Source organism: Pseudomonas mendocina (assembly GCF_900636545.1).
Taxonomy (GTDB): Bacteria; Pseudomonadota; Gammaproteobacteria; order Pseudomonadales; family Pseudomonadaceae; genus Aquipseudomonas; species Aquipseudomonas mendocina.
On sequence record NZ_LR134290.1, the window covers coordinates 3,020,867 to 3,031,986 of the forward strand.

Consider the following 11,120-nt stretch of genomic DNA (forward strand, 5'->3'; position numbering starts at 1 on the left):
CCGTGCGGGCCCAAGGAGATGTGCAATGCCCTCCCTCGATAGCCTGAACTGCCGCCGCGAACTGAAAGTCGGCGACGCCACCTACCACTACTTCAGCCTGCCAGAAGCCGCCCAGAGCCTCGGCAACATCGACCGCCTGCCCAAGTCGCTCAAGGTGCTGCTGGAAAATCTGCTGCGCAACGAAGACGGCAAGACCGTACAGCCACAGGATCTGCAAGCCATGGTCGACTGGCTGGATAAGCGCGCCTCCGACCGCGAGATCCAGTACCGCCCGGCGCGCGTGCTGATGCAGGATTTCACCGGCGTACCCGCGGTGGTCGACCTGGCCGCCATGCGCGATGCCATGGCCAAGGCCGGCGGCGACCCGCAGCGGATCAACCCGCTGTCGCCGGTGGATCTGGTCATCGACCACTCGGTGATGGTCGACCGCTACGCCTCCTCCAGCGCCTTCCACGACAACGTCGAGCTGGAAATGCAGCGCAACGGCGAGCGCTACGCCTTCCTGCGCTGGGGCCAGCACGCCTTCGACAACTTCAGCGTGGTGCCACCAGGCACCGGCATCTGCCACCAGGTCAACCTGGAATACCTGGCGCGCACCGTGTGGACCAAGGAAGAGGACGGCATCACCCTCGCCTACCCCGACACCCTGGTCGGTACCGACTCGCATACCACCATGATCAACGGCCTCGGCGTTCTCGGCTGGGGCGTCGGCGGCATCGAGGCGGAAGCGGCCATGCTCGGCCAGCCGGTGTCGATGCTGATTCCCGAAGTGATCGGCTTCAAGCTCAGCGGCAAGCTGAAAGAAGGCATCACCGCCACCGACCTGGTGCTCACCGTCACCCAGATGCTGCGCAAGAAAGGCGTGGTGGGCAAATTCGTCGAATTCTACGGTGACGGCCTCGCCGACCTGCCGCTGGCCGACCGCGCCACCATCGCCAATATGGCCCCCGAGTACGGCGCCACCTGCGGCTTCTTCCCGGTGGACGAGATCACCCTGGGCTACCTGCGCCTGTCCGGCCGCCCGGAGGCCACCGTGCAACTGGTCGAGGCCTACAGCAAAGCCCAGGGTCTGTGGCGCGAGCCTGGCGCCGAGCCCGTGTTCACCGACAGCCTGAGCCTGGACATGGGCAGCGTCGAAGCCAGCCTGGCCGGGCCAAAACGCCCGCAGGATCGCGTCTCGCTGGGCCAGGTTCACCAGGCCTTCGACGACTTCGTTGGCCTGCAGCTCAAACCGGCGGCCAAGGAAGAAGGTCGTATGCTCAGCGAAGGCGGCGGAGGTACCGCCGTTGGCGGCGACAAGCAGAGCGGCGCAATCGACTATGAGGACGAGGGCCATACCCATCGCCTGAAAGATGGCGCCGTGGTGATCGCCGCCATCACCTCCTGCACCAACACCTCCAACCCCAGCGTGATGATGGCCGCCGGCCTGCTGGCCAAGAAGGCCGTGGAAAAAGGTCTGCAGCGCCAGCCCTGGGTCAAGAGCTCGCTGGCGCCCGGCTCCAAGGTGGTAACCGAATACTTCGACGCCGCCGGCCTGACGCCCTTCCTAGAGAAACTCGGCTTCGACCTGGTGGGCTACGGCTGCACCACCTGCATCGGCAACTCCGGACCGTTGCGCGACCCCATCGAAAAGGCCATCACCCAGGCCGACCTCACCGTCGCCTCGGTGCTCTCCGGCAACCGAAACTTCGAGGGCCGCGTGCACCCACTGGTGAAAACCAACTGGCTGGCCTCACCGCCCCTGGTGGTGGCCTACGCCCTGGCCGGCAGCGTGCGCATCGACCTGACCCGCGACGCTCTTGGCACCGGCAAGGACGGACAACCGGTCTACCTCAAGGACATATGGCCGACCCAAAGCGAGATCGCCCAGGCCATCGCCCAGGTAGACACCGCCATGTTCCGCAAGGAATACGCCGAGGTTTTCGCCGGCGACGAGAAATGGCAGGCTATCGCCGTGCCCAAGGCCGACACCTATGCCTGGCAGGGCGATTCCACCTATATCCAGCATCCCCCGTTCTTCGAGGACATCGCCGGCGACCCACCACGCATCACCGATATCCGCGAGGCGCGCATCCTCGCCCTGCTCGGCGACTCGGTGACCACCGACCATATCTCGCCAGCCGGCAACATCAAGGCCGACAGCCCGGCCGGACGCTACCTGCGCGAGCATGGCGTGGACAAGGCCGACTTCAACTCCTACGGCTCACGCCGCGGCAACCATGAAGTGATGATGCGCGGCACCTTCGCCAACATCCGCATCCGCAACGAGATACTCGGCGGCGAGGAAGGCGGCAACACCCTGCACGTGCCCAGTGGCGAGAAGCTGGCGATCTACGATGCCGCAATGCGCTATCAGGCCGAAGGCACGCCACTGGTGATCATCGCCGGCAAGGAATATGGCACTGGCTCCAGCCGCGACTGGGCGGCCAAGGGCACCAACCTGCTGGGCGTCAAGGCGGTGATCGCCGAGAGCTTCGAGCGTATCCATCGCTCCAACCTGGTGGGCATGGGCGTGCTGCCGCTGCAGTTCAAGCCGGGCACCGACCGCAACAACCTGAAACTGACCGGCAAGGAAGTGCTGGCCATCGAAGGGTTGGAAGGCGTGGAGCTGCGCCCGCAGATGCCGCTGACGCTGGTCATCACCCGCGAAGACGGCAAGCATGAGGAAGTCGAAGTGCTCTGCCGCATCGACACCCTCAACGAAGTCGAGTACTTCAAGGCCGGCGGCATCCTGCATTACGTGCTCCGGCAGATGATCGCCAGTTGATGGACCCGCCCCGCTACTGCGTAGTGGGGCATGCCAACCTCCGTCGGGCCACGGATGGCCGATGTCGTGACAGAAATGTGACGCCATTCAAAAAGCGTTTACACTCGCCAAAACGCATTCAGCCCTCAACTTTGCCGTTCGTCGGCCGATTACAGGGGCATTACAACGACGGATACCTGCCATGCGTAACAACCAGCCGGTCACTCAGCGTGAGCGTACCTTCCCTGCACAACAGCGCCTGATATCCACTACCGACCTCAAGGGCCAGATCACTTACTGCAACGACGCCTTCGTCGACATCAGTGGTTTCAGCCGCGAAGAGCTGCTGCGCGCGCCGCACAACATCGTGCGCCACCCGGACGTGCCGTCGGCCGTCTTCGACCACATGTGGACGACCCTGAAGAAGGGCCGCCCATGGATGGGTATCGTCAAAAACCGCAGCAAGAATGGCGACCACTACTGGGTCAACGCCTACGTCACCCCGATGACCGAGAACAACCAGGTCGTCGGTTACGAATCCGTCCGCGTCAAACCGACAGCCGAGCAAGTGCGCCGCGCCGAAGCCCTGTATGCACGCGTCAATGCCGGCAAGTCGGCCGTCCCTGCCAGCAATCAGTGGTTGCCCGTAGTCCAGGCGTGGATGCCATTCATCATGGTCAGCCAGATCGGCTTCCTGATCGGTCACTGGATCGGCAGTAACTGGGGCTTCATCCTCGCCGCCCTGCTCTCCGTGCCGCTGGGCCTGGCCGGTATCGCCTGGCAGACCCGAGGTATCAAACGCCTGTTGCGCATTGCCGAGCAAACCACCTCCGACCCATTGATCGCGCAGATGTACACCGACAGCCGCGGCGCCGAAGCGCGCCTGGAAATGGCCATGCTCAGCCAGGATGCTCGACTGAAAACCTGTCTCACCCGCCTGCAGGACACCGCCGAACAACTCACCCAGCAGGCGCGTGAAGCCGACAAGCTGGCGCACAACAGTTCCGATGGTCTCGAACGCCAGCGCCAGGAGACCGAGCAAGTCGCCACTGCCGTCAACGAAATGGCTGCCACCACCCTGGAAGTGGCCAGCAACGTTGCCCGTACGGCCATCGCCACTCAGGAAGCCAACCGCCTGACCGGCGAAGGCCGCACCATCGCAGCGGAAACGCGCGAAGCCATCCAGCGTTTGTCCCAATCGGTGGGCGATACCGGTGAAACCGTGACCCGCCTGGCCCAGGACAGCAACGAAATCGGCGGCGTGGTCGACGTGATCAAGGGTATCGCCGACCAGACCAACCTGCTCGCCCTCAACGCCGCCATCGAAGCCGCGCGCGCTGGCGAAATGGGCCGCGGCTTCGCCGTGGTGGCCGACGAGGTTCGCTCGCTGGCGCAACGTACCGCCGAATCCACCGAGCAGATCCATGGCCTGATCGCCAAGCTGCAGCGCACCGCTGAAGAGGCCGTACTGACCATGGAGATCGGCCGCAAGCAGGCCGACGAAGGTGTCGAGCGCGTGCTGCAGGCCGATCAGGCGCTGTCAGGCATCAGCGACTCGGTCGCCAATATCGCCGACATGGCTAACCAGATCGCTGCTGCTGCGGAAGAGCAAAGCGCCGTCGCTGACGAGATCAACCAGAACATCACCACCATCGCGCAATTGGCCGACCAGACCGCTGGCGAAGCGCAAAGCACCGCCAAACTCAGCGAAGCCCTGACCAACACCGCACAAGGCCAATACGCTCTGGTTGAACGCTTCAACCGCTGAACCATAAGGCGCAGCGTTTTAACCGCTGCGCTTTTTTCGTTCGCTTGTAGCTCCCTGCCCTGAAAGAAAGTAAGTTGGCGCCCCGCAGTTTAAAACACAATGGCATGGATGCTTGCCCGCTATCGGGCAATGCCGTTTCGGGCTCACAGGCTCACCAACCCGAGGAAAGGAAATCCAAGCATGTCTCGAGAAGACATTCTCACCGTTGCACTACGTCTGTTTGCCATCTACCTCGTGATCGGCGCCTTGCAGCTCGTAGGACAGGCTTCAGCCACGGACATCAACCTCCCGACCGGCAGCCTGATCGTGGCCATTATCCTGTCGATTATCTTTCCGCTACTCATCGCCGCGCTGCTTTGGCTGTTGCCATTGCGTATCGCCGCGATACTCTTGCCAGGCATTAACCAGCAACACACGGCCCTCTCGACCGGTACGGTTCCGGCACTGGAGATCGGTTGCATCCTCATAGGGCTCTGGCTGCTGGCCTCGTCACTGTCGGACTCGACCTACTGGGTCATCACCCTGATCGCCGCGCTGAATAACGAATGGGGCCTGCAAATAATTCCCATGCAGGACCTGGCCAGCATGGCCGCAACGCTCATGCAGTTGGGCCTCTCCGCGTGGCTGCTGCTGGGCTATCGCGGAATACTGAAATTCGTCATGCGCCTGAGGTCGCGAGAAGTTTCGCAACCTTGAATTGCGCATTGCCGACAAGCCATGGAAAGGCGAGCCTGAGCGCGCTCCTCGCCAAGAAACTCAAAGGCGACTCCTGGCTGTTCCCTGCCGAATCATTCCGTGGTCGCCCTGCTGTCCCCTCCCCCTCGCTTGGGTGCATTACGTAACCAGGATTTCACCGTTCTAGCTATTTGCGATGATACGGAGCTGAAGTTGTGCTGGAGAACAGCTCATGAAATACACCAACCTGATCGCCCTCTTAGTACTGATGGGCTTGTTCACGTTCTCGATCACCTATTCACCTATCTACGGAAACTGGCGTTATGTCGGCGCTGACGGAGTGACGCTGACAGGCGAAATTCATCCCAGATGCCGACAGGCCCAACGCTTCAGCTCTTTCTACGGGCCCTGCCCCTTATTGCTGACGCTGCTAGGGCGTAATTCCTCGTATGACTACGGCGATCTACCGGAGAGTGGCAACGGCGTCAGCGTGATTCTCTATCGACAAAACCAACACAGCTCTCCCTGCCAAATTTATGCTGCAAAAAATCGGGAGGTTCTCACTGCAGCCGACGTTTCCCTCGGCGGCAGAACGTATCAACGGAGAGAGGGAGGGATGCTCCCCGACTTCAATCTAGAGGTACAAAGAGCTGGCGAACGGCCTTCTGGCGGACGACTCGATTATGGCGCCCATGGCGAACTGGTTGCCTGGAGCACATGGGGAAACGACGTTGATCAGCGCTGGCAATGGAATGAAGAGCAGTCTCAGTTCGTAGTGCCTGGAGAGCGTCGCTACAACGACGGGCTATCCGAATGGATCATGCCCGTCGTCCACTCAGTCCTGCAGGACGGCGAAGATCCCACCGCTCACAATGCCGCAATCCGTGAACAGGCCGAGGCCTGGCGTGTGCAGCAAGTGGACTACTTCAGCCAACTGCTCGGCACCCCGATCCCCATGAACTGCAATGACCTGACAGGCTGGCTTCTCCCTCGTGAGAAAACTGAAAATACAGACGAACATGCTGGCGGGAAAACGGCTACTCGGGAATGAGGTAGCCTTACTGCACCCTGCCAATTAGCCTGGACTCACGTGATACCTTTCATAGTCCAACCACTACTAGCTAGCGGTTATCTAACATGGTCTATAACCTCCCAAACAACTCACCGCCTCGCTGCATCCCGCGAGCTAGAGAAGGATCTTGAACATGTTCAGGAGGGTTATCCACCAAAGTCATTCGCAGGCATGTACCATTTAGTGTCGATTTATAGTTAGACATACAAAGGAAAATACATGGACGACGTAGCGTACGAGAAACTTGAATCTCTTTGTGGTGATTTCCAAAGACAGTGGATCTCCCTATTGCGAGACACGCTAAAGGCGAGATCGAGTACAAGGGTGGCAGTTACAGGCCATTCGTCGCTTTCACAGACGATGCTGAACAACCATCGTTAGTTATTGAACCTAACGGCCCTCAATTCCATGAATACGCATTTGGTACGACCGAAGAGGCCTATGAATAAAATTCTCTACATCAACGGCCTAACAAATGGTTCAAGTCGTTCGCTGCGCTCACAGGGACGGGCTAAAGCCCGCCCCTTTATCAAACGTTAGGAAACATCATGGTGTTTTGTGCTGTTTGCAAAGCCATACAAGCGCTTGCACTCCTCACCATAGGAGCAATAGTGATTTTTATTGCCGGACTGACATGGAGTTACTATTTTGATGTGACATCGGGTACAGAACCATTCAGCTCATCAAACTGGATGGATCTTTCTAATCCGTACAAAATCACCAATGACCCTGGTTGCGTGCGCGGAGGAATGGCATTGGATTTAATTCAAAAAGAAATTCTGAAAAGAAAAACCAAAGAGCAGGTCGCTGAAACTCTCGGAATCCCAGATAAAATCTCTGACTCAACATTTTCATATGAGCTAGGGCAGTGCTCTGGCTTAGGCTGGCATAACTCTCTACTGGTAATTAAATTCATGAACAACTCCGTTCACAATCTAAAAATCGTGCGAGATGCCTCCTAACAACTGGCCCAAACCGTTCTCTTCATTCACTCGGACCCGGGTAAAGCCGGCCCCTTAACCAAAGCATGGCCCCCCAATGCCCTTCTCGCCCAACGAACACCAAGCCCTTCTAAACGTTAAAGGCGTAGGCCCGACCGTCGTGCAGCGCCTCGAGCAGATCGGCATCGACTCGCTGCACGAGCTGGCCAAAGCGAGCGTCGGCGATATCGTCACCGCAGTAGCGGGCCAACTTGGCTCGACCTGCTGGAAAAACAGCCCGCAAGCACGCGCAGCTATTCAAGCTGCCATCGATCTGGCCAAATCACGCCAGTAACTCCCTCACTTTCACTGCCAAGGAGTCCGGCATGCCTGCACACGAGAAGATCAATTACGTCGAATACCCCAGCCGCGATCTGCCGGCCACCAAGGCCTTCTTCCAGGCCGCTTTCGGCTGGCGCTTCACGGACTACGGTCCCGATTACGCCGCCTTCGCCGACGAAGGTCTGGATGGCGGCTTCTTCAGCGCCGAGATGTCTGCACGTAGCGACAACGGCAGCGCATTGGTCGTGTTCTACAGCGCAAAGCTGGAGGACACCCTGACCAAGGTCGAGGCTGCCGGTGGGGAGATAGTCAAACCGATCTTTTCCTTTCCCGGTGGCAGGCGCTTTCACTTCGTCGAACCAGGCGGCAATGAGTTCGCCGTATGGTCGGAGCCGGACGACCAATAGTCGTCCCACCGCTGAGCAACACCGCCGCTGTCATATGCAGGCGAGTACTTGGAACCGACGACGGAGACAATCTGTAACGCTTGAAGCCCTATGTTTGCAGACCGTCGTTTGACCGCCAGCCAGCTCGCCATTAACGTCCCAGCCTTTCCGCTTTCGGGCGAGCATAGCCCTCGCCTGAACCATGGAAGATACCTGCATGAACAAAAAGGAGGCATGGGATGCGCATCATGGTGATCGGCGCGAGCCGGGGTCTTGGCCGTGCGCTGGTAGAGGGCTTGGCGCAGAGCCATGAGCTGATCGGGGTTTCCCGTAGCCGTCCGGCCGATCTGGCTCCGGACATACAATGGATCGAAGCGGACATGAGCGCTCCGCTGCGAGCGGTGGATGCCATCGAAACCCAGGCACCGCAAAAGCTGGACGCGATCATCTACAACCTGGGTATCTGGGAAGCTCGCGCGTTCGAGGATGATTACAGTTTTCTGCAGGATGACGACGCACAGATTCTCGAGATGGTCAGCGTCAATATCGGCGCGACCTTGCTGCTGCTCAAACGCCTGCTACCGCGCCTGCTCGGCGGCGCCAAGCCGCAACTGATCCTCACCGGCTCCACCTCGGCCCTGCCGCAAAGTGGCCGCCCGGAAGTCACCTTCGGCGCCAGCAAGTTTGCTCTCAAAGGCATTGCCGAAAGCCTGCGCGAAGGTTTTCGCGATCAGCGCCTGGCCGTCACCTGCCTGCAACTGGGCTACCTCAATACCCTGGATGGCTTGCAAACGCCGGTCGAACAGGCCGCACAAAATGGCGAGGGTCAGTTGATTCCGCTGCACGATGTGGTGGCCTTGGTGCAAGTGTTGCTGAACCTGTCCGAGGCCAGTTACGTACGCGAGCTGGTGCTGCCAGCGATTGCCGACGAACGTTTCTGAAGCGAGAACATTGATGCCCGATCTTTCTGTCACCCTGACGACACCGCGTCTCGTACTGCGTCCTCTACAAGCGGCGGACGCTCCGGCGCTATTCGCGATTTTTTCCGATCCGCAGGTCATGCAGTACTGGAATACGCCGCCTTGGGATTGCGAGGCCGTGGCAGGGGATTACATCCGCGAAGAACAGCAGGCCATGCACGATGGCCAGCGCCTGACGCTGGCCATCGTCGACAGGATAAGCGCCGAGCTGATCGGCAAATGCCTGCTTTTCAACTACCACCCCGAGTCACGCCGCGCGGAGATCGGCTTTGGCATTGCATCTTCAGCCTGGGGCAAGGGGTACGTTCAGGAGGCGGCCGGCGAGCTGCTGCGCCACGGATTCGAAACCCTGGAGCTGAACCGCGTCGAAGCGGAAATCGATCCGAGCAACGCCGCCTCCGGACGCGCGCTTGAACGCTTGGGATTCAGTCAGGAAGGGCTGCTGCGCCAGCGCTGGATCATAGACGGTCAGGTATCGGATTCTGCGCTCTATGGCTTGCTGAACGAAGATTGGCGCAGCCGACATAGCCACCAATGAGTCGTGAGCAACAGGTGAAGCCAAGCAGAGAGTCGAGCATATCCGCCTGATGGCACGCTCCTGCGGCAAAGCCTCAACCCGACTCGTAGGCGTTGCGCCCAGTAACGGGCAGGCATCAAAGCCCAGCCAGTTTCAACCAGTGCGCGTAGAAGCCCTCGGCAACATGGTTCAATGCCCTCACCTTCTCGCCCAGACCTTCGCTCATCTCGTCTATGCTCTGCTGACTGGGCTGGCCGGCATCGAGCAAATGCGCCCAGTCGTCTAGCCAGAGCGCGATCAGATCTTCGGTCATTTCCGGATGCCCCTGCAGCGCCAGAACCTTATCACCCCAGGCGAACGCCTGGTTGTCGCACCAGCGGCTGCTCAACAGAGGCTGGGCCCCCTCCGGCATGGTGAAAGTGTCTCCGTGCCACTGGAAGATGCTGAACGACTCGGGCAAATGCGCCAGCCAGGGGCTGCCAGCAGACTCAGCTCGACGTTCGAGGATTTGCCAGCCGGCTTCGGTATAAGGCATGCGGCGCACGCTGGCACCTAGTGCCCTGGCCAACAACTGACCGCCCAGGCAGTGACCGATGATGGGAATATCACGCTCGATAAAACGCTGCAGCGCAGCCACTTCTTCAGCGATCCAGGGCAGCGGATCGTTGACGCTCATCGGCCCGCCCATCACGGCGACCGCCTTCGGCCGCTCCAGGTCGTAACCATGCAGTTGGCCCTGGTCGACGCGCAGCACATCGAAGCTGCAACCACGGAGCTCCAATACCTGCGCCAGGTGCGCTGGCGGGCAATAATCGATATGAGTCAGGATCAGAACATCGGCCATAAGCACCTCCGCCGCGCAGTCTGCGCGAGAAGGGTTGGCAAGTCGAGATGGACTGGGGTTGAAGCCACCGACCGGATAACCGGCCGGTGGTCTGTACTGGCGAATACCGCTGTATTCGCCTTTGGCTACCTGGGAAACGTGCCTACGCATCGACGATGCGGCTTAAACAGGCCCGTGCAGGAGTCCGATCAGAATGCTCAGTGCAACACATAAAGCCGTACACAACTCCGACCGGCCCTCGCCTGCTTTGCCTTGCCTCACCTTCGCTCGGCAACTTTTCTTACAGCCCCTCACGCATGGCTGACGCTTTCACCTCCTGCGTTACGCCCCAGCCGTCCATCTTGCCGCCCAGCGGAACGACGATGGACTCGAGGTCATGTTCGAACTCGCCGATACCGGCATGGGTGGCGTACATCACTTTGCTGATCTGCAGGTGCCAGACGCCGTCCTCACGGGCGGATATCTGGGCATTGAGCGACTCGCCGCGAAAGTTTCTGGCCGCCATTCTGGCCCGTTCCTCATCGGGAAAAATGGCGTAGAACTCGATCGGGTGAAACCGGGCGAAGTCGAATCCCCCCTCTTTCATCCGACGCAACACCGAAGTGCTGGAGTCTTCGTGGAAGGCTGTGCTCATAAACGACCCCCTCTCAGGCTATGGATGGATTAACCGCTTTCCCAATGCGACCGCCCTGAGGACGGTGTCGCGGCCCCTGCGAGCACCTCTGAATGGATCCTGGAGGTCCCCGGATGGTGCCGCCCCGAGAATCGAGCAGGTGCTCGATGTGTCTACTGCAAGCGTATCGACGACTGCCCAGCAGAACGCCAGACTGAAACCGTCTACACAAGCGTAGTCGCTGAATGAAGGTTTCG

At 59.9% G+C, this 11,120-nt stretch carries 11 protein-coding genes; 9 read left to right on the forward strand and 2 right to left on the reverse strand.

Annotated elements, in window-relative coordinates; genetic code table 11:
* Positions 1-25: 25 nt before the first annotated feature.
* The 9 genes from acnA to EL191_RS14015 all read left to right on the forward strand — a co-directional run bounded on the left by acnA (position 26) and on the right by EL191_RS14015 (position 9,427).
* A complete protein-coding gene (gene acnA, locus EL191_RS13975) occupies positions 26-2,767 on the forward strand; it encodes an aconitate hydratase AcnA (protein ID WP_041980970.1) in 2,742 nt (913 codons plus the stop codon).
* A 181-nt stretch (positions 2,768-2,948) separates the two neighbouring features.
* On the forward strand, positions 2,949-4,514 hold the full coding sequence (locus tag EL191_RS13980; protein WP_017363219.1) for a methyl-accepting chemotaxis protein: 1,566 nt from the start codon (positions 2,949-2,951) through the stop codon (positions 4,512-4,514).
* Positions 4,515-4,694: 180 nt separating this feature from the next.
* Positions 4,695-5,210: a hypothetical protein gene (locus EL191_RS13985; RefSeq protein WP_041980969.1), complete on the forward strand. Its 516-nt coding sequence runs from the start codon at positions 4,695-4,697 to the stop codon at positions 5,208-5,210.
* A gap of 211 nt (positions 5,211-5,421) precedes the next feature.
* The gene (locus tag EL191_RS13990; RefSeq protein WP_041980968.1) at positions 5,422-6,240 is read left to right on the forward strand and encodes a hypothetical protein; all 819 of its coding nucleotides are present in this window, start codon (positions 5,422-5,424) and stop codon (positions 6,238-6,240) included.
* 569 nt (positions 6,241-6,809) lie between these two features.
* The gene (locus EL191_RS13995; protein ID WP_126403484.1) at positions 6,810-7,223 is read left to right on the forward strand and encodes a hypothetical protein; all 414 of its coding nucleotides are present in this window, start codon (positions 6,810-6,812) and stop codon (positions 7,221-7,223) included.
* A gap of 76 nt (positions 7,224-7,299) precedes the next feature.
* On the forward strand, positions 7,300-7,536 hold the full coding sequence (locus EL191_RS14000; protein ID WP_026042165.1) for a helix-hairpin-helix domain-containing protein: 237 nt from the start codon (positions 7,300-7,302) through the stop codon (positions 7,534-7,536).
* 31 nt (positions 7,537-7,567) lie between these two features.
* A complete protein-coding gene (locus tag EL191_RS14005; protein WP_041980966.1) occupies positions 7,568-7,930 on the forward strand; it encodes a VOC family protein in 363 nt (120 codons plus the stop codon).
* 218 nt (positions 7,931-8,148) lie between these two features.
* Complete coding sequence (locus EL191_RS14010) at positions 8,149-8,850, forward strand: SDR family NAD(P)-dependent oxidoreductase (protein WP_041980965.1); 702 nt, start codon at positions 8,149-8,151, stop codon at positions 8,848-8,850.
* 13 nt (positions 8,851-8,863) lie between these two features.
* Positions 8,864-9,427, forward strand: a complete 564-nt coding sequence (locus EL191_RS14015) for a GNAT family N-acetyltransferase (protein ID WP_041980964.1) — start codon at positions 8,864-8,866, stop codon at positions 9,425-9,427.
* Positions 9,428-9,542: 115 nt separating this feature from the next.
* On the opposite strand, the gene EL191_RS14020 is transcribed toward EL191_RS14015, so the two are convergent.
* Together EL191_RS14020 and EL191_RS14025 are read right to left on the reverse strand one after the other, a co-directional pair.
* Positions 9,543-10,250 carry a type 1 glutamine amidotransferase gene (locus EL191_RS14020; protein ID WP_041980963.1) on the reverse strand — a complete coding sequence of 236 codons (708 nt, stop codon included), beginning with the start codon at positions 10,248-10,250 and terminating at the stop codon, positions 9,543-9,545.
* Between the two features lie 280 nt (positions 10,251-10,530).
* Positions 10,531-10,884 (reverse strand): ribonuclease E inhibitor RraB, encoded by a 354-nt coding sequence (locus tag EL191_RS14025; RefSeq protein ID WP_017363211.1) that lies wholly within the window; start codon positions 10,882-10,884, stop codon positions 10,531-10,533.
* Between the last annotated feature and the right edge of the window lie 236 nt (positions 10,885-11,120).

Coding starts and splice junctions, on each gene's coding strand:
- EL191_RS13990 (WP_041980968.1), top strand. CDS start 5,422: ATGAAATACACCAACCTGATCGCCCTCTTAGTACTGATGGGCTTGTTC.
- EL191_RS14020 (WP_041980963.1), bottom strand. CDS start 10,250: ATGGCCGATGTTCTGATCCTGACTCATATCGATTATTGCCCGCCAGCG.
- EL191_RS14000 (WP_026042165.1), top strand. CDS start 7,300: ATGCCCTTCTCGCCCAACGAACACCAAGCCCTTCTAAACGTTAAAGGC.
- acnA (WP_041980970.1), top strand. CDS start 26: ATGCCCTCCCTCGATAGCCTGAACTGCCGCCGCGAACTGAAAGTCGGC.
- EL191_RS14015 (WP_041980964.1), top strand. CDS start 8,864: ATGCCCGATCTTTCTGTCACCCTGACGACACCGCGTCTCGTACTGCGT.
- EL191_RS13985 (WP_041980969.1), top strand. CDS start 4,695: ATGTCTCGAGAAGACATTCTCACCGTTGCACTACGTCTGTTTGCCATC.
- EL191_RS13995 (WP_126403484.1), top strand. CDS start 6,810: ATGGTGTTTTGTGCTGTTTGCAAAGCCATACAAGCGCTTGCACTCCTC.
- EL191_RS14010 (WP_041980965.1), top strand. CDS start 8,149: ATGCGCATCATGGTGATCGGCGCGAGCCGGGGTCTTGGCCGTGCGCTG.
- EL191_RS13980 (WP_017363219.1), top strand. CDS start 2,949: ATGCGTAACAACCAGCCGGTCACTCAGCGTGAGCGTACCTTCCCTGCA.
- EL191_RS14025 (WP_017363211.1), bottom strand. CDS start 10,884: ATGAGCACAGCCTTCCACGAAGACTCCAGCACTTCGGTGTTGCGTCGG.
- EL191_RS14005 (WP_041980966.1), top strand. CDS start 7,568: ATGCCTGCACACGAGAAGATCAATTACGTCGAATACCCCAGCCGCGAT.